Origin of the sequence: Methylorubrum pseudosasae (genome assembly GCF_029504475.1) — a bacterium.
Classification (GTDB): Bacteria; Pseudomonadota; Alphaproteobacteria; order Rhizobiales; family Beijerinckiaceae; genus Methylobacterium; species Methylobacterium extorquens.
On record NZ_JAQGDU010000002.1, the window covers coordinates 4959125 to 4977413 of the forward strand.

The window sequence follows — 18289 nt, forward strand, 5'->3', positions numbered from 1 at the left end:
CATGACGAGCCGCCCCTCCCCCGACGCCCTCGCGGCGCTCAAGGCGGACCTCTCCGGCCGCGTCGCCCTGGTCGAGGAGCCGGCGCGGGTGCGCAAGCGCTCGCGCGACTTCTTCTGGTACTCCCCCGTCCTCGACGCCGAACTGAAGGGCTTGTCCGGCGACCTCGTCGCCGAGCCCGCGAGCGAGGCCGAGGTGATCGCCGTCGCCGCCTCCTGCGCCCGGCACGGGGTGCCGCTCACCGTGCGCGGCGGCGGCACCGGCAATTACGGGCAGGCGGTGCCGCTGCACGGCGGCGTGGTGCTCGACGTCTCCGGCCTCGACCGGGTCGAGTGGCAGCGCGACGGCGCGGTGCGCACCGGCCCCGGCCTCCGCATGAACCGCCTCGACGGCCTTCTCGCGGAGGGCGGCGAGGAGATCCGGATGCATCCCTCGACTAAGCGCACGGCGAGCATCGGCGGCTTCATCGCCGGCGGCTCGGGCGGGATCGGCTCGGTGAAATACGGGCAGTTGCGCGAGCGCGGCAACATCCGCGCCGCCCGCGTGGTGACGCTGGAGCCGGAGCCGCGGGTGCTGGAACTGACCGGCGACGCGGTCAACGGCGTGGCGCACGCCTACGGCACCACCGGCATCGTCACGGCGCTGGAGATGCCGGTGGTGCCGGTCCACCCCTGGATCGACGTCATCGTCGCCTTCGACAACTTCCTGACGGCCGCCGAGGTCGGGCTGGCGGTCGGCCGCGACCCCGCGATCACCAAGAAGCTCATCACGCCGATCGCCTGGCCGCTGCCGCAATGGTTCACGTCGCTGCGGGCGCAGTGCCCGCCGGGGCAGGCGATCCTGATCGCGATGGTGTCGGAGGCGAGCCTGCCCGCCTTCCGGGCGACGGTGGCGCGGGAGGGCGGCACGATCACCCTGGAGACGCCGCTCGACGATTCACCAGGCCACACGCCGCTCTACGAATACAGCTGGAACCACACCACGCTGCAGGTGCTCAAGACCGACCGGAGCTGGACCTACCTTCAGAGCCTCCACCCCGCCGACGGGCTGATGGAGAGCGTCGCCGAGATGGCGGCGCTGTTTCCCGACGAGATCGTGCCGCATCTCGAACTGATCGAGTTCGCCGGCCGGCTCACCTATGCCGGCATCCCGCTCCTGAAGTTCACCGACCCGGAGAGGCTGAACCACATCATCGCGGCGCACGAGGCGCGCGGCGTCTGGATCGCCAACCCGCATGTCTACACGCTGGAGGACGGCACCCGGCACAAGCGGGCGGAGACCGACCAGCTCGGCTTCAAGCGGCTGACCGACCCGATGGGCCTGATGAACCCAGGAAAGATGCGGAGCTTCACGCCCGCCGGCGTTGCGACCGTGGCGGTTTGTTTCACGTGAAACGCATTCTTTACCTTTACTGCCACCCGCTGCCGGAGAGCTTTCACGGGGCGATCCGCACGGCCGCCCTCGACGGGTTGGCGCGGGCCGGGCACGCGGTCGACCTGCTCGACCTCTACGCCGAGGGCTTCGATCCGGTCCTGACCGCGGAGGGGCGGCGCCACTACCACGACGTGACGGTGAACCAGCGGGGGCTGGAGGACTACGTCGCACGGCTGCGCGCGGCGCAAGTGCTGGTGGTGCAGTTTCCGACCTGGTGCTTCGGCCCGCCGGCCATGCTCAAGGGCTTCATCGACCGGCTGATGATGCCGGGCGTCGCCTTCGACCTCTCCGATCCGCGGCATGTCCGGCCGACCCTCGACTCGCTGGAGCGGATCGTCGGCGTCGTCACCTACGGCCGCCCGCGCTGGATGGCGCTGGCGATGCAAGACCCGCCCCGCCGGATGGTGACGCGCTACCTCCGCTGGTTCGCCGCGCGCCGGGCCCGCGCCGAGTACCTCGCGCTCTACCACCTGAACGTCGCGTCCGATGACCGCCGCCGCGCCTTCATCGAGCACGTGCGTAGGCGGATGGAGCGGCTGTGAGGCCAACGATCACCCGCATCCCCAAGGCATCCCACCAATAGGAGTCCCGTCATGCTGATGCATCGTCTCCTCACGCTCGGCGCCGAGCGCCATCCCGACCGGCCCGCCTTCCACTGGGTCGATCGCGACCGGGGCCTGACCTATGCCGGCGCGGTCGATGCCATGGAGCGGATGGCGGGTGCCTTGCACGATGCGGGCGTCGGCAAGGGCGATCGGGTCACGATCTTCGCCCATAACGGTCTCGACTACATCGTGGCGATGTTGGGCGCCTGGCGGATCGGCGCCATCGCCGCCCTGGTGAACGTGAAGTTCGCCGACGAACTCACCGATTATTTTGCCGACCACACGCCGAGCGCGGTGGTCTACACCCACGACATGGAGAGGCAGGTCGCCGCGGCCTGCGCCGCCCTCGGCACGGTCCGCGCCCGCTTGTGCATGGACGGCGCGCAGGACGGCGCCCTCTCCCTGCCGGAGATGCTGGCGGCCGGTTTGCCGGCGCCGCCCGATCCCGGCGATGAGACCGCCATCGCCCACCTCTCCTACACCTCGGGCACCACGGGCAAGCCGAAGGGCGCCTGCCTGCGCCACGAGCCGACCGTGCGGGCCTCCCGCTGCATCGGCGAGCGGCTGCGGCTGCGGCCGGGCAGCGTCTCCTTCGGGCCCTCGGCGCTCTCCAGCTCCTACCAGCTCGTCGCTAACCTGCTGCCGCCGCTCGCCGTCGGTGCCGCGATCAACGTGATGCGCTTCTGGACGCGGGAGGGCGGCTACGACGCGCTCACCGCCCGCGGGGCGACCAGCCTCGTCGCCAACCCGCCGATCCTCGACGACGTGCTGCAGGAGGCCCGCCGCCGCGGTGGTCCCCCGCCGTCGCTGCGCCTCGGCATCTCCGGCGGCGGGCCGGTGCCGCCGACGCTCAAGGCGGCGTGGCGCGACGAACTCGGCCTGCCGCTCGTGGAGAGCTACGGCCAGAGCGAACTCGGTGGCTTCGTCGGCCTCGGCTACCCGGAACTGGAGCCGGACGATGCCAAACTCGGGCGGGTCGGGCCGCCGCTGCCCGACAAGGAGGTCTTCATCCTCGGGCCCGACGACCGGGTGCTGCCGCCGGGCGAGATCGGCGAGATCGCGCTCACCGGCGGCTTCATGGCCGGCTACTGGGGCAAGCCGGACAAGACGGAAGCCGCGACCCGCGGCGGCTACCTGCGCACCGGCGATCTCGGACTCCTCGATGCCGAGGGCTGCGTCACGCTGCGCAGCCGCCGGGCGGAACTCGTCGAGGTGGCCGGGCGTCTGTGGTATCCGCGCGATGTCGAGGAGGCGCTCGCCGCGCAGCCCGGCGTGGCGCAGGCGGCGCTGGTTGGTGTCGCCGACCCGGCGCTCGGCCAGCGGCCGGTCGCCTTCGCCCAGGCCCAGCCCGGCGCCGCGCTCGATGGCGCGGCGCTGAAAGCCGCGATCAACGGCCGGGTCGCCTACGACCTCGACCCGCTCGTCCTCGTCGTCGTGCCCGAGATGCCGATGACCCCGACCGGCAAGATCGCCAAAGCCGATCTCGCCCGCTCCGACCTCGCGCGGAGGGCGGCCGAGAGCGCCGCAAAGAACGCGCAGGCGGCGTGATGCGCCTCGCCTCGCGCTGGTGGTGGGATCTGACCACGGAAGACTTTTCGCGCCTCGACTGGGAGCCGCTCGTCGCGATCCTGCCCGTGGCGGCGGTCGAGCAGCACGGGCCGCACCTGCCGGTGCGGGTCGATGCGGCGATCAATGCCGGCATCCTCGCCCGCGCTGTGGCCCTGATGCCCGACGACCTGCCGGCCCTGGTCCTGCCGATGCTGCCCATCGGCAAGTCGAACGAGCACCATGCCTTCCCCGGCACGCTCAGCCTCTCCCACGAAACCCTGTCGCGCCTGTGGATCGAGACCGCCGAGAGCGTGCACCGCGCCGGCTGCCGCCGCCTCCTCATCCTCAACAGCCATGGCGGGCAACCGCAGGTGATGGAGATCGTCACCCGCGAGTTGCGCGTGCGGCTGGGCATGCTCGCGGTCGGGTGTGGCTGGGGCGGGGTGACGCCGATGGACGACCTGTTCTCGCAAGCCGAGCGGCGCCACGGCATCCACGGCGGCGAGATCGAGACCAGTGCGATGCTGGCGCTCCACCCCGACCTCGTGCGGATGGAGCGGGCGGACGACTTCGTGCCGCTCTCGGTCGAGATGGAGCGGGCTGGCGGCCTGCTGACGCCGGAAGGCCGGGTCGGCTTCGGCTGGATGGCGCAGGATCTCCACCCGTCCGGCGTCAGCGGCAACGCGGCGGCGGCGGATGCCCGGCGCGGGGCCGAACTGGTGGAGCGCGCCGCCGCGGGCGTGGTGCGGCTGGTGCGCGAGATCGCGGATTTTCCGCTCGAACGGCTGAGTTCCGGAACCGCCTTCGATGCCCGCTGACCCCCTCCTGCCGGTCGCCGAGCCCACCACGGCGACGCTGACCCTTCCCGACGGGGTGAGCCTCGCCGCCGATGTCTGGCGCCCGGCCGGGCCTGGCCGCCATCCCGTCCTCCTCATGCGCCAGCCCTACGGCCGCGCCATCGCCTCGACGCTGACCCTGGCCCATCCCGCCTGGTACGCCGCCCGCGGCTACATCGTCGTGGTTCAGGACGTGCGCGGCCGCGGCGGCAGCGGCGGGGCTTTCCGCCTGTTCGAGCACGAGGCCGAGGATGGCGCGGCGACCCTCGCCTGGGCGGCGGATCTGCCCGGATCGGACGGCCGGGTCGCGACCTACGGCTTCAGCTATCAGGCGGTGACGCAGTTCCTCGCGCTGGCGGGCGCCCTGCGCGCGGGCACCAAGCAGCCCGATGCGATCGTGTCGGCGATGGGCGGCTGGAGCATCCGCGACGACTGGGCCTTCACCGGCGGCGCCTTCGGCCTTGCCGGCAATATCGGCTGGGCCTGCCAGATGGGCGCCGAGGCCGCCCGGCTGCGGGGCGACGCCGCCGCCTTCGCGGCGCTCGGCGCGGCGGCGCGCGGCACGCCCTGGAGCGGACCGGTCGCGGCCTATCCCGAGGCGCTCGCGGCCCACGCCGCCGACCACCACTATTTCGATTGGCTTGGCGACGATCCAGCCCTCTGGGACCGGATCGCACCGGCCCGCCGCCTCGCCGGGCGCGACCTCGCCGTGCCCGGCCTGCATGTCGGCGGCTGGCAGGATTTTTTGCTCGACGGCACGCTCGGCGCCTACGACGCCTTCCGCGCCGGGCCGGCGCCGCAGCGTCTGCTGATCGGGCCCTGGACGCATTCCCCCTGGGGCCGCCGGGTCGGCAGCCTGGATCTCGGGCCGGAGGCGGTCACGCCGGTCGATACCGCGACGGTCGCCTTCCTCGATCACCTGCTGCGCGGGCGCGAGGATCCGGGTCCGCCCGTCCGGCTCTTCGACGTGGGGGCTCGCGATTGGGCCAGCTTTTCCGAATGGCCGGACCCCGAACCGACGGCGCTGTATCTCGCCTCGGACGGTCTCGCCGCGACCGCTGCGAGCGGCCGGCTCGTGGCGGCGCCGGGGGAGGCCGGCGAGGACCGCCTCGTGCACGATCCCTGGCGCCCCGCGCCGGTCGTCGGCGGGACTTGGGGGACGCCGCCGGGCTATCAGGACCGCGCCGCCCTCGACGACCGCAGCGACGTCGCGGTCTATGACGGCCCGGTGATCGCCGCGCCCCTGCAGCTCGCCGGCCGCGTGGCGGCGGAGGTGTTCGTCGAGACCGCGGCGGCGAGCCACGACCTGCACGCCACGCTCTCCCTCGTGGAGCCGGACGGACGCGCCGTCACCCTCACCGCCGGCCATCTGCGGGTGGTCGAGGCCGCCGCACCCGGCCCGCGGCGCATCGCCATGCGGGGCCTGTGCTGCACGCTGTACCCCGGGCAGCGCCTACGCTTGTCGCTCCAGGCCGCCGCCTGGCCAGCCTTCGCCGTCAATCCGGGAACCGGGAGCCGCCCGGAGGCGAATGCGGCGATGCAGGCGCAGGTGATCGTTCTCGCCCTGCGCCACGGTGCCGAGCGGCCGTCGCGGCTGCTGCTGCCGGTGCTCGGGTGAGCCGCATGATCGGCCCCGGCGGCACGGCCCTTGCTGACGCCGATCAGTGCAAACGGTGGCCGCGACGGCCCCCGCGGGAGCCTCGACAATGCGCGTGAAACGGGCCTTTTTCGGCCTCAGCCTACCCCTCCTCGCTTGGTTCGTCGCTGCCTTCTGCCTCGGCAGCGGCGTCGCCACGGCGCCCGGCGCCCGTGCGCAGGGCACGGTGACGCCGCCGGCCGGCCAATCGCGCGTCACCGCTCCGGGCGGGCGGCGCGGAAAGGCCGCCCGTTCGCACCGGAAGCGTCATCGGTAAGGCGCTTCCTGGGGTTCCTGCCACCCGGCGACATCGCGCGCCCCCTCCTCCGCAACCGGAAAGTTCGTCCCATGCGTACCATCACGACAGCCACGCTCGCCCTGGGCGTCCTCGCGGGCCTGGGAGTGGGCCTGGGCAGTGCCGCCCTCGCCCAAGGATCGACCGGCGCCCCGGCCGGTCAGCCGGGGGCAACCGCCCCGGGCGGCACGGAAGGGGCCGCCGCCCTCTCGAACGAGCAGGAGGCGATCCGCTCGGGCGAGGCGATCCCGGCGACGCCCGGCACCGGCGTGCCGATCGAGACGGCCCCGCCCCCGGCCGGGGAGCACCATCGGACGCACTCGCCGCGGCCCTGACCGGCATCGAAACGCGAAGAGGCGCCGCCGGATAGCTCCCGGCGGCGCCTCCTTTTTCAGGGCCTTCGCGTCCGCTTCTACTGCGTCAGCCGGTCGTCGATTCCCTTCACGTACCAGTTCATGCCGAGGATCATGGGGTCGGGGGCCTGCTCCCCCTCCTTCACCGCGACCGAGCCATCCTGCTTGAGCACCGGCCCTTGGAACGGGTGGATCTTGCCCTCGACGATGCCCTTCTTGGTCTCCTCGGCCAGCGCCTTCACGTCGTCGGGCATGTTGGTGAAGGGTGCCAGCACGACCATACCGTCCTTGATGCCGGCCCAGGTGTCTCCGCTCTTCCACGTGCCGTCGAGAACGGCCTTGGTCTCCGCGATGACGTAGCCGTTCCAGTCGTCGACGATCGAGGTGAGCTGTGCCTTCGGGGCGAAGCGGTATTGGTCGGAGGACTGGCCGAAGGCGAGCTTGCCGGCCTTCTCCGCCTCCTGCAGCGGCGCGGCGGAATCGGTGTGCTGGGTCAAGATGTCGGCGCCCTGGGCCAGCAAGGCCTTGGCGGCCTCCGCCTCCTTGCCGGGGTCGAACCACGTGTTCACCCAGACGATCTTGATCTTGATGTTCGGGTTGACCGACTGCGCGCCGAGCATGAAGGCGTTGATGCCGCTCACGACTTCGGGGATCGGGAAGGAGGCGATGTAGCCGACGGTGCCCGACTTCGACAGTTTGCCGGCAATCTTCCCGCAGATGTAACGGCCCTCATAGAAGCGGGCCGAGTAGGTGGAAACGTTGTCGGCCCGCTTGTAGCCGGTGGCGTGGGCGAACTTCACCTTGGGGAATTTCTTGGCGACCTTCAGGGTCGGCTCCATGAAGCCGAAGGAGGTCGTGAAGATCAGGCCGGCGCCCGAGCGGGCGAGCTTCTCGATCGAGCGCTCGCTGTCGGCCTCGGGCACGTTTTCGAGGAAGGTCGTCTCGACCTTGCCGGGCAGCGCCTCGGCCAGCGCCTTGCGGCTGAGGTCGTGCTGGTAGGAATAGCCGTAATCGGCGACCGGGCCGACATAGACGAAGCCCACCTTGAGCTTGTCCGCCGCCCGCGCCGGAGCCGCCGCGACGGCCGCGCACAGGAGTGCCCCGGCCACGCGCGTGACGATGCTGCCCATCATGAGTGTCTGCCCCTTTTCGGCGGCGTTGTTTGCCGCGGCTTGCCGGCGCCGCGCATGGGCGCCCGGGGGAATTTCAGAGCAAGACCAGGGCCAGGAGGGGGAGCGGGAGTCGCTGAGCGGATGCTGACACATCCCATCAATGACCATCAGCGGTTCGGCTGGTTTTTGGGCATGGAGATCAATGCGCCGGTCGGGCGTCAAAGCCATGCTGATCCAGCACTGCCGAGCAGCGGGCCCCTGTGGCGATCGCGGACGCGAGGGCACGCCCGCGCGCTTGGCAGGCCGTAATCGAGCGCGGCTCGATCCTACGGATCGGGTCGCACGGAGCATCGGACCATGGATGACCTCGTCCTTCGCATCATCATCTTCGCGATCGTTGGCTTAGTCTCCGGCTTCATATCCGGATTGTTCGGCATCGGCGGCAGCACCGTGCGCCTGCCCATTTTCATTTATCTGCTTCCCTGGGTCGGCATTGGACAATCGGTCCTGATGCATGTGGCATCGGCAACATCCATGGCGCTGGTCATACCCAGTGCGATCACCGCGACCCGCACGCAATATGCCCTCGGGAACCTCGATGTCGGGTTTTACAAGACATGGGTGATCGGCCTCTTCATCGGCGTTGCCTTAGGGGCAATCTTGCTTCCGCATGGATCGACTGGAATCCTGCAGACCCTGTTTGCGGTCTATATCCTTCTGGTTGGCTTCTACATCGCGTTCGGCCGTGGACGCTTTTCGTCCGGAAGCAAGCCGCCGTCGGGCGGCAAGAGGATCGGCATCGCTTCGTTCGTCGGGCTCGTGGCGGCTTTGACCGGAACAAGTGGCGGCACACTGACGACGCCGATCCTGAGCACCTGCGGGCTCGCTCTCGAAAAGGCGATCGCGATCGCCTCCGCCACCGGACTGGTGACCGGAAGCATCGCGACGATCGGCGGCATCCTCTCCGGATGGCATGCCCCGGATCGGCCCTCCTATTCGCTCGGCTACGTGGACCTCGTCATCTTCGTCGTGATGATGCCGACAGTGATGATCAGCGCGCCCTGGGGCGTCTCCGTCGGCGAGAAGTTTAGCGAGACGACGCTGCAGCGGACCTACGCGGCGCTGCTCATCCTAGTCGGCTTGGATCTCCTGCGGCGGCTGGCGTTCTGACCCACGAGTGCGGGGCTTCGTGTCGGTGATCCTGGATCGCGGGTAGGCCGGATCGGGGAAGATCACGGGCACGTGCGGTTGCTCGCCGAGCGATGAGTGCGGCCGGACGCGGCTGGGGATGTGCTGCCAGTGGCCCGTTACGGCCTGCGGATACCGGGACCACGGCACTCAGGTCCGCATCTTGTCGTGCAGTGGACCTTCCGAGCCGTGGTCGCGAAGGCCTGGAAGGGGCTCGGACGCTTGGGGCGAGCGTGGATAGGCAACAAGCTCCGCGCGGGGCCGAAAACAGCCCGGTCCACGGTCAGATGGTTGAGATTGACCCGACCAACCTGACGGCGTCCCCAGCCTAGTGATGCCCGGCCATGTGGCGGCCGATCACCCCGGCCTCGGCCGCGGCGGCCGGCGTTTCGTAGACGAGGCGTCCGTCCGACATCACGCAGATGCGGTCGGACAGTTCGAGAATCTCGTCGAGATCCTCGCTGATCAGCAGCACGGCGGCGCCGGCGTTCCGCGCCGCCACGATGCGGGAGCGGATCTCGGCGACCGCTGCGAAATCGAGGCCGAAGCAGGGATTGACCACGATCAGGAGATCGACCGGGTCGGTGAGTTCGCGCGCGAGCACGGCGCGCTGCACGTTGCCGCCCGAGAGCGTGGCGATCGGCGCCTCCGACGAGGCGGTCTTGACCTTGAAGCGGGCGATCAGATCCTTCGCCCGCCGGCTCATGGCGCACCGGTCGAGCCAGAGGGTCGGCGGACCGGCGGGATCGTCGCCGCGCCGGTCGAAGGCGCGGAAGGCGAGGTTTTCGGCCACCGACATCCGCGGCGCGCAGGCATTGCGCAGGGGCTCCTCGGGGATGAAGCGCACCCGGTGCCGGCGGCTCTGCGCCCGCGTGCCGCGATAGGGCTCGCCCTGCACCGCGACGCGCCCGCCGGTCGCGCGGATCTGGCCGCCGAGCACGTCAGCGAGTTCCTTCTGCCCGTTGCCGGAGACGCCGGCGATGCCGACGATCTCGTGGGCGCGCACGCGCAGATCCGCGACATCGATCCGCCGCAGGCCGGAGGCGTCGGTGGCGGTCAGGCCGTCCACCCGCAAGATCTCGCGAGCAGGGTCGGGCTCGCCGACCCGTGCGGCGATCGTCCGCACGATGCGCTCGCCCACCATCATCGCCGCCATGTCGTCCCGCGACAGCGCGCCGACCGCGCCGCCGCCGACGAGCCGCCCGCGGCGCAGGACGCTGAGCGTGCGGGCGAAGGCTTCGACCTCGCGGAACTTGTGGCTGATCATCAGCACCGTGAGCGTGCCGGCATCGGCCATGCCGCGCAGCAGGCCCAGCACCTCCTCGGCCTCGGCCGGCGTCAGCACGGAAGTCGGCTCGTCGAGGATCAGGAACCGGGCCTTGAGGTAGAGCTGCTTGACGATTTCGAGCTTCTGCCGCTCGCCGGCCGCGAGTTCCGCCACCGGCCGGTCGAGGTTCAGCCGGAACGGCATCCGCGCCATGAAGTCGGCCAAGGCCGCGCGCTCGGCCTTCCAATCGAGGATGGCGGGGGCGTCGGCCCGGCCGATGACGAGGTTCTCGGCACCGGTCAGCGACGGCACCAGCGTGAAATGCTGGTAGACCATGCCGAGGCCGCGCCCCTGCGCGCCCTTCGGCCCCGTGATCTCGGCCTCGCGGCCATCGACGAGGACGGAGCCGGCGGTGGGGGCGTAGAAGCCCATCACGCATTTGACGAAGGTCGACTTGCCCGCGCCGTTCTCGCCGAGCAGGGCGTGGAAGCCGCCGGCCTCGATCTTCATCGAGACGTCGTCGAGGGCGGTGAAGCTGCCGAAGCGCTTCGTCATGCCGACGGTCTCGACTGCAAGGGCGCCGGAGCGGGCGCCGGACGGGACGGGGTGCGCGGAAGCCGCCATGGCGCCTCAGCCCATCGCTGCCAGGATCGCCTCGGACGAGGCCACCGCGCCGAACACGCCGCCTTGCATCGTCACCATCTTAAGCGCCGCCTCGTGGTTGCCCCGGTCGGTGGCGGCGGTGCCGTCGGAGACGATCACGCATTCGAAGCCGCGGTCGTTGGCCTCGCGCATCGTGGTGTGGACGCAGACATCCGTGGTGATGCCGGTCAGGATCAGGTTGCGGATGCCGCGCGTGGCCAGGATCAATTCGAGATCGGTGGCGCAGAACGAGCCCTTGCCCGGCTTGTCGATCACCGGCTCGTCCGGCAGTGGCGCCAGTTCCGGGATGATCTCCCAGCCCGGCTCGCCGCGCACCAGCACCCGCCCGCAGGGACCGGGATCGCCGATGCCCGCCCCGATCCGGCGCGAGCGCCAGCGCTTGTTGTCGGGAAGATCCGCGAGATCCGGCCGATGGCCCTCGCGGGTGTGGATCACCGGGTAGCCGCTCTTCCGCGCGGCGGCGAGGAGTTGCGCAATCGGCTCGATCGGCGCGCGGGTCAGGGCGAGGTCGTAGCCCATGGCGTCGACGTAGCCGCCCTTGCCGCAGAAATCGGTCTGCATGTCGATGATGACGAGCGCCGTCGTCTTCGGATTGAGCGAGCCGTCATAGGGCCAAGGATAGGGCTCGGCAGCGACGAAGCGGCCGCTTTCGGCGGCAGCGGCGGAGGGGAACGGGATGACGCTCATTCCGCCGCCTCCCGCGCCGCCGTCGTCTGGCCCTCGCCGTAGGCGCGGGTCGGGGCGGGAAAGCCGCACGAGGTGCCGTCGGTCACCTTCACCGTCTCCTCCCACGGCACACGGTAACGGCCCGCGGCGAGGTCGTGCATGTAGGTGTAGGGGCAGTCGGCCGCGCCGCCCTTCACCGCCGTGTAGCCGCGGTGGCCGAGCTGGTAGATGTTGTTCTCGACGCCCCAATGCGCCCGCGCCTCGCGGACGAGGTCCGGCCGCACCTCGGCGGTGATGATCTCGTCGACGCGACCCGTGGTTCCGTGGACGATGACGGTGCCGTCGAAATTGACGATCATGCCTTCGCCCATGGAGTCGAAGGTGCCGTCCGAGCCGCACATGCAGACATTGGCGGTCACCATCAGGTTGCAGAAGGCGTTCGACTGGTTGGTGAAGCGCCAGGATTCGCGGATCGGCGCGGTGTAGCCGGCCGTGCGGATCATGATCTCGGCGCCCTTGTAGGCGCATTCGCGCGCCATCTCCGGGAACATGCCGTCGTGGCAGATGATGAGGCCGATCCTGGCGCCCTTCGGCCCCTCGATCACCGGGATGCCGAGATCGCCGGGCTCCCAGGGCTCGACCGGCACCCAGGGGTGCATCTTGCGATAGTAGAGCTTCAATGCGCCGGTATCGTCGATGATGAGGCCGGAATTGAACGGGTTGCCGTTCGGGTTGGCCTCCATGATCGAGAAGCAGCCCCAGATCCGGTTGTCGCGGCAGGCCTGTTTGAAAGCCGCGACCTCGGGGCCGTCGAGGGTGCACAGGATCTCGGGACGGGTGTCCATCGACAGGCCGTGCAGGGCGTATTCGGGGAAGACGACGAGATCCATCGTCGCAAGGTTGGCGCGCGCCTTGGCGACCATGGCGACGATGCGGTCGGTCTGTGCGGTCACGTCGGCCCGCGTGGCGATGGTCGGCAATTGAAGCTGGACGAGGCCGATGACGACGCCGTTCGGGGATTTGTTCAGTCCACCGAGACCGTTCATGGGGATTCCTTACTTCAGGGACAGCTCGCCCGGCGCGCCGGCCAGCGCCCGGTCGGGCGAGGAGGTGGCAATCAGGAGCGCCAGGGTGAGGATGTAGGGAGCGGCGTAGAACAGGTAGTAGCCCTGCGAGATGCCGACCGATTGCAGGGCGGGCCCGAGCGCGCCGGCACCCCCGAACATCAGGGCAGCGCCGAAGCAGGCGAGCGGATTCCAGCGGGCGAAGATGACGAGTGCCACCGCCATCAGACCCTGCCCGGACGAGATGCCCTCGTTCCAGGAGCCGGGATAGTAGAGCGAGAGATAGGCGCCGCCGATCCCGGCGAGTACGCCGCCCGCGGCGGTCGCCAGGAGCCGCACGCGGTCGACGTCGTAGCCCATGGCGCGCGCCGCATCCGCGCTGTCGCCGACGACGCGCAGGATCAGGCCAGCCTTGGTGTTGCGGAACGCCCACCACAGGAACACCGCCAGCGCCGCGCCGGCCAGGAACAGCACGTTGACCCGCAACGCCGCCTGGACCTGCGGCAGGTCGGACCAGAAGCCGAAGGGAATCGCCGGCAGCGGCGGGGCCGAGGGCTGGATGAAGGGCTTTCCGAGGAAGAAGGCGAGGCCTGAGCCGAACAGCATCAGCGCGATGCCGATCGCCACGTCGTTGACGCGGGGGAAGCGGCAGATGAAGCCGTGCAGCAGGCCGAAGGCGCCGCCCGCGAGTCCCGCGACCGCGACGCCTGCCCACGCGCTCCCGCTCAGCACGGCGGTGGCGTAGGCCGACATCGCCCCGAAGACGAGGATGCCCTCCAGCCCGAGATTGATCCGTCCCGAGCGCTCGGTGATGGTCTCGCCGAGGCTCACGAACAGGAACGGCGTCGAGACGCGGATCGCCCCGCCGATCACCGCGAGCAGCACGGTCCCCAGGCCGAGATCGTCGCTCATTCCGTCGGCCCCCTACCGGCTCTCACGACACTGCTCCGCGCTTCTCGGCCCAGAGATGCGGGCTGAACAGCTTGAAGCGCCCGTAGAGCGTCTCGCTGACGAGCACGACGAGGAAGAGCAGCCCTTCGAGCACGAGGACCGTGGCATCGGGCAGCTGCATCCGGCGCTGGATCAGCCCGTTCGAGGCCTCGATGCCGCCGAGCAGGAAGGCCACGGGCAGGATCGCCAGGGGATTGTGGCGGGCGAGGAAGGCGACGAGGATGCCGGTATAGCCGAAGCCCGCATTGAGCGAGGCGTTGGCGTTGCCGTGCACCGCTGCGACCTCGAAGAAGCCGGCAAGCGCCGCGCAGGCGCCGCCGAGCGCGGTGAAGCCGACGACGAGCCGCCCGACCGGCAAGCCCTGGATCTGCGCGGCCCGTACGTTGCCGCCGGCGATGCGCGCGGCGAAGCCGATCGTGGTGCGCTCGGTGAGCCCGTAGGCGGCCAGGCAGGCGAGAATGCCGATGCCGAGGCCCCAGTGAACCTCCAGGCCCGGCATGGGGCCGACCGCGAACGCCTCGCCGATCGGCCAGGTGGAGGGCTTGTTGAGGCTGCCCGCGTCGCGCAGCAGGCCCTCGATCAGATGGTTCGAGAGCGCGATCGCGATGTAGGACATCAGCAGGCTCGCGATGGTCTCGTTGACGCCGCGATAGGCGCGCAGCGCGCCGACGGCGCCGATCCAAGCTGCCCCGGCCGCTGCCGCGGCGAGCGCCATCAGCGGCACCGCGAGCATCGGGGGAAAACCCTGAAGCGGCTGCGCCGCGGCCGCCGCGGCCACGCCTCCGAGCACAATCGCGCCCTCGCCGCCGATCACCACGAGGCCGAGCCGGGCGGGCAGAGCCACGCAGGGCGCGGCGAGCAGCAGGGGCGCGGCGCGCTGCAGGCTGTTCTGGAGGGCGAAGGGCGAGCCGAAGCCGCCGCGCCAGACGAGGTCGAGGAAGGCGAGCGGGCTCTTTCCGAGGGCGAGCAGGAAGAGGGAGAACAGCAGGAAGCCGGCGATGACCGCTCCCACCGGGATCGCCAGGGCCTCGGCCCGGCGCGCGAGCCAGGCCCGAGCCTGGAGCGAGGCCGGCGGATGGTCCGGGCCGCTCACGGTGCTTTCCACGAGCGGCAGTGCGGGGGCGGTGGTGTCAGCGGCCATCGCTCACTCCTCGCCTGCTGAGCGGCAGAAACCGTGCCAAGCCGGCCCTCACCGCCCCGCCCCGAAGCGCAGCCCCGCCCGCGCCGCGCGACGGCAGGACGAATGGTGCGCGGGAGCCATTCTTGGGGGAAGCTCGGGATCCGCTTGCATCCGGCGGTGTGGCGGGGGCCGCATCAGGCCGAGCCCTTTACACCCTCGACGAGGTAGTTGGTCTTCTCCAGCTCGATCGCGTTCTCGGCGAACGCCTTGCCGGGGCCGGCGATCTCGTTGCCCTTGTTGTCCTTGAGCGGCCCCTTGATGATGGCGAAGCCGCCCTTCATCATTTCGGCCTTGACCGCGTCGGCGTTGCGGCGTGCTTCCTCGGACACTGCGGGCCCGTAGGGGCTCATCTTCACGAAGCCGTCCGGCAACCCGCCGCGCACGAAGTTCGGGGGCGCCTTGCCCGCCTGCATGTCGGCGACGAAGCCCTTGTAGATCGAGGCCCAGTTCCACTCGGCGCCGGTGAGGTACTTGTCCTTGGCGAGTGCCGACTGGTCGGCGTGGTAGCCGCAGACGAAGGCCCCGCGCCGCGCGGCGGTCTCGACCACGACCTTGGGACCGTCGACGTGGCAGGTGATCACGTCGGCGCCGCCGTCGATCAACGCGTTGGTCGCCTCCGCCTCCTTGACCGCGAGCGACCACTCGCCGGTGAAGATCACCTGCAGGGTGATGGACGGATCGACGCTGCGCGCGCCGAGCAGGAAGCCGTTGACGTTGTTGAGCACCTGGGGGACCGGCTTGGCGGCGACGAAGCCGAGCCGCTTCGACTTCGAGGCGTGGGCGGCGACGATGCCGTTCAGGTACTGGCCTTGCGCGATGTAGCCGAAATACGAGCCGGCGTTCTTCGGGTTCGCCTCGGTCCAGAGGCCGCCGCAATGGCGGAACTGCACCTTCGGGTTCTTCTTGGCCTCGATCAGCACATGCGGATCGAAGTAGCCGAAGGACGTCGGGAAGACGAGGCTCGCGCCGTCCAGGTTGATCATGCTCTCCATGGTCTTCTGGACGTCGGTGGTCTCGCGGACGTTCTCCTCCTCGACGACCTGAAGGCCGGGGATCGCCTTGAGGGCGGCCGCGCCTTGGGCGTGGGCCTGGTTGTAGCCGTAATCGTCCTTCGGCCCGACATAGATGAACCCGACGGTGAGCGGGCCGGCGGCCCGGGCGCGACCGAAGGGCAGCGCGCCGAGCGAGAGGGCGGCCGCACCGCCGAGAAGATGTCTGCGGGAGAAAGGATGGGCTGACACGAGGCGTGATCCGTCTTTCCGGGCCGGCGGCACAGGCTTGGCAGAATTGATCCTGTTCCGTGCAGAGAAAAGATCAAAGTTTCGGCATCAGAACGCGGATCATCCGCCAGGGAAAACCCTGTCGAAACGGATAATGCGCCCAAAAAGACGTCCGCATATGCATGCTTTCGCGCCATCGATCCCGTGGGGCTGCGCGCCTCAACGGCTCGGGGCGAAGACGCGGCCGAGCGCTGCCGGTGCCAGCGAGCCACCCCGACGCCGGCCGAGCGACAGCAGGACGAGGGCCAGGATGGTAGCGAGATAGGGGGCCGCCGAGAGCAACTGGCCGGGCAGGCCGAGACCCGCAGCCTGAGCGTGGAGCTGGAGCACGGTCGCCCCGCCGAAGAGCAGCGCCCCCGCGGCCACCCGCAGCGGCTGCCAGGAGGCGAAGACCACGAGCGCGAGCGCGATCCAGCCCCGCCCGGCGGTCATCGCCGGCGCCCAGAACGGCGTATAGGCCAACGACAGGTAGGCGCCCGCCAGCCCCGCGCAGGCGCCGCCGAACAGCACGGCGAGGAAGCGGACCTTGCGCACCTTGAGCCCGAGGGCGTGGGTCGCGGTGTGATCGTCGCCGATGGCGCGCAGGGTCAACCCGGCGCGGGTGCGCCAGAGGAACCACCACACCCCCGCGACCGGGAGGAGAGCCGCGTAGACGAAGGCGTCGTGTCCGAACAGCAGCCGGCCGATCCCGGGGAGGTCGGTAAGGCCGGGCAGGTGGAGATGGGGCGCCGGATCGCGCTTCATCCCGACATAGCCGGCGCCGACGAGGCCGGAGAGCCCCAGTCCGAGGATGGTCAGCGCCAGTCCCGAGGCGACTTGGTTCGCCGCCAGCCCCACGGTGAGAATGCCGAAGAGCGCGGCGAGCAGCAGGCCCGCCCCGGCCCCGCCGAGGGCGCCGAGGGCGGTCGATCCGGTCTCGGTGGCGACGGCGAAGCCCGCGGCCGCGCCGAACACCATCATGCCCTCGACGCCGAGATTGAGCACGCCGGCGCGCTCCACGACGAGTTCGCCGACGGCGGCCAGGATCAACGGGGTGGCGGCCGCCAGCACCGTGACGAGCACCATCTGGACGATGTCGAGGCTCATGGTGTCACCCGTGTGCTCGCGCCGCCCGGCACGATCCGAACGTGGTAGCGCGTGAGCACGTCGGCCCCGAGCACGAGGCCGAGCAGTAGCCCTTGAAAGGCGCGGGTCAGGTCGAGCGGCAGCTTCAGGTCGATCTGCGCCCCCTCCCCGCCGATCGTCGTGAGCGCGATGACGAGCGCCGCAAGCAGGATGCCGGGCGGGCTAAGGCGCCCCAGGAAGGCGACGATGATCGCGGTGAAGCCGTAACCGGGCGAGATCTCCGGCTGGAGCTGACCGATCCGTCCGGCTACCTCGCAGATGCCGGCAAGACCCGCCGCGCCGCCGGAGATCGCGAAGACCGAGAGCGTCAGCCGCGCGTCCGAGAAGCCGGCAAAGCGGGCCGCCCGCGGGCTCGCGCCGACGGCGCGCACCTCGAAGCCGAACAGGGTGCGCGCCAGGACGAGGGCCGCGAGCACGAGTCCCAGAAGGCTGATGAGCACGCCCGCATGGAGCGACTCGCCCTCCATCAGCAGCGGCAGCCGGGCGGCATCCTCGAAGCCGACGCTCTGCGGGAAGTTGTAGCCCTGCGGATCGCGCAAGGGGCCGCGCACCATGTAGTCGAGCAGCAGCTGCGCGACGTAGACGAGCATCAGGCTGGTCAGGATCTCCGAGACGCCGAGCCTGACCCGCAGCAGCGCCGGGATCATCGCGTAGGCGATGCCGGCGAGCGTGCCGGCGAGCAGCATCGCGGGCAGGATCCAGAAGGTGGGCCCGTGGAAACCGTGCGCGGCGACCGCGACCCAGCCGCCCGCGAGGCCGCCGGCCACGTACTGGCCCTCCGCCCCGATGTTCCACAGATTGGCGCGGTAGCAGAAGGCGAGACCGGTCGCGATCAGGGCGAGCGGCGCAGCCTTCAGCGCGACCTCCTGCAGCGACCAGACCTCGCTCAAGGGCGCGACGAAGTAGGTGAGGAAGGCCTGCTCCGGCGCCACCCCGAGGGCCGCCACCGCGATCCCGCCGATCAGAACCGCGGCCAGGAAGGCGAGCGCGGGCGCGAGCAGATCGAGCCAGGGCGACCGGCGCGCGCGGGGGAGGAGATCAAGGCGCATCGCGCATCCCGTTCATTCCTGGCTCGGCTCTCGCACGTA

The 18289-nt window shown here is 70.5% G+C and carries 17 protein-coding genes; 8 read left to right on the forward strand and 9 right to left on the reverse strand.

The window, feature by feature from the left end; genetic code table 11:
* Position 1: 1 nt before the first annotated feature.
* From M2437_RS24445 to M2437_RS24475, 7 genes are all read left to right on the forward strand, one after another.
* Positions 2-1390, forward strand: coding sequence for an FAD-binding oxidoreductase (locus M2437_RS24445; RefSeq protein ID WP_253388927.1), 1389 nt, complete (start codon positions 2-4; stop codon positions 1388-1390).
* The gene (locus tag M2437_RS24450; RefSeq protein WP_253388928.1) at positions 1387-1974 is read left to right on the forward strand and encodes an NAD(P)H-dependent oxidoreductase; all 588 of its coding nucleotides are present in this window, start codon (positions 1387-1389) and stop codon (positions 1972-1974) included. Before M2437_RS24445 ends, M2437_RS24450 begins: the two co-directional genes overlap by 4 nt.
* A 51-nt stretch (positions 1975-2025) precedes the next feature.
* Positions 2026-3585: a class I adenylate-forming enzyme family protein gene (locus tag M2437_RS24455; protein ID WP_253388929.1), complete on the forward strand. Its 1560-nt coding sequence runs from the start codon at positions 2026-2028 to the stop codon at positions 3583-3585.
* Positions 3585-4403 (forward strand): creatininase family protein, encoded by an 819-nt coding sequence (locus M2437_RS24460; protein WP_253388930.1) that lies wholly within the window; start codon positions 3585-3587, stop codon positions 4401-4403. The genes M2437_RS24455 and M2437_RS24460 overlap by 1 nt, the downstream gene beginning before the upstream one ends.
* A complete protein-coding gene (locus M2437_RS24465; RefSeq protein ID WP_253388931.1) occupies positions 4393-6039 on the forward strand; it encodes a CocE/NonD family hydrolase in 1647 nt (548 codons plus the stop codon). Before M2437_RS24460 ends, M2437_RS24465 begins: the two co-directional genes overlap by 11 nt.
* Before the next feature lie 88 nt (positions 6040-6127).
* Positions 6128-6334 carry a hypothetical protein gene (locus M2437_RS24470; protein ID WP_056111505.1) on the forward strand — a complete coding sequence of 69 codons (207 nt, stop codon included), beginning with the start codon at positions 6128-6130 and terminating at the stop codon, positions 6332-6334.
* A 71-nt stretch (positions 6335-6405) separates the two neighbouring features.
* Positions 6406-6687: a hypothetical protein gene (locus M2437_RS24475; RefSeq protein WP_253388932.1), complete on the forward strand. Its 282-nt coding sequence runs from the start codon at positions 6406-6408 to the stop codon at positions 6685-6687.
* 77 nt (positions 6688-6764) lie between these two features.
* On the opposite strand, the gene M2437_RS24480 is transcribed toward M2437_RS24475, so the two are convergent.
* Positions 6765-7838 (reverse strand): BMP family ABC transporter substrate-binding protein, encoded by a 1074-nt coding sequence (locus M2437_RS24480; RefSeq protein WP_015822280.1) that lies wholly within the window; start codon positions 7836-7838, stop codon positions 6765-6767.
* Positions 7839-8174: 336 nt separating this feature from the next.
* Here M2437_RS24480 and M2437_RS24485 point away from each other — a divergent pair, with 336 nt between their 5' ends.
* Positions 8175-8987: a sulfite exporter TauE/SafE family protein gene (locus tag M2437_RS24485; protein ID WP_253388933.1), complete on the forward strand. Its 813-nt coding sequence runs from the start codon at positions 8175-8177 to the stop codon at positions 8985-8987.
* A 346-nt stretch (positions 8988-9333) separates the two neighbouring features.
* Here M2437_RS24485 and M2437_RS24490 read toward each other — a convergent pair whose 3' ends face one another.
* The 8 genes from M2437_RS24490 to M2437_RS24525 form a co-directional block, all read right to left on the reverse strand.
* Positions 9334-10896, reverse strand: a complete 1563-nt coding sequence (locus tag M2437_RS24490) for an ABC transporter ATP-binding protein (RefSeq protein WP_253388934.1) — start codon at positions 10894-10896, stop codon at positions 9334-9336.
* A gap of 6 nt (positions 10897-10902) precedes the next feature.
* Positions 10903-11622, reverse strand: coding sequence for a biuret amidohydrolase (gene biuH, locus M2437_RS24495; RefSeq protein ID WP_147016792.1), 720 nt, complete (start codon positions 11620-11622; stop codon positions 10903-10905).
* Positions 11619-12647 carry a formamidase gene (locus M2437_RS24500; protein ID WP_253388935.1) on the reverse strand — a complete coding sequence of 343 codons (1029 nt, stop codon included), beginning with the start codon at positions 12645-12647 and terminating at the stop codon, positions 11619-11621. The genes biuH and M2437_RS24500 overlap by 4 nt, the downstream gene beginning before the upstream one ends.
* 9 nt (positions 12648-12656) lie before the next feature.
* Positions 12657-13577, reverse strand: a complete 921-nt coding sequence (locus tag M2437_RS24505; RefSeq protein WP_182569189.1) for an ABC transporter permease — start codon at positions 13575-13577, stop codon at positions 12657-12659.
* Positions 13578-13599: 22 nt separating this feature from the next.
* Complete coding sequence (locus tag M2437_RS24510) at positions 13600-14757, reverse strand: ABC transporter permease (protein WP_253388936.1); 1158 nt, start codon at positions 14755-14757, stop codon at positions 13600-13602.
* Between the two features lie 173 nt (positions 14758-14930).
* Positions 14931-16037 carry a BMP family ABC transporter substrate-binding protein gene (locus tag M2437_RS24515; RefSeq protein WP_003606733.1) on the reverse strand — a complete coding sequence of 369 codons (1107 nt, stop codon included), beginning with the start codon at positions 16035-16037 and terminating at the stop codon, positions 14931-14933.
* Positions 16038-16235: 198 nt separating this feature from the next.
* The gene (locus M2437_RS24520; RefSeq protein ID WP_253388937.1) at positions 16236-17162 is read right to left on the reverse strand and encodes an ABC transporter permease; all 927 of its coding nucleotides are present in this window, start codon (positions 17160-17162) and stop codon (positions 16236-16238) included.
* On the reverse strand, positions 17159-18250 hold the full coding sequence (locus M2437_RS24525; RefSeq protein ID WP_253388938.1) for an ABC transporter permease: 1092 nt from the start codon (positions 18248-18250) through the stop codon (positions 17159-17161). The genes M2437_RS24520 and M2437_RS24525 overlap by 4 nt, the downstream gene beginning before the upstream one ends.
* Positions 18251-18289: the final 39 nt, after the last annotated feature.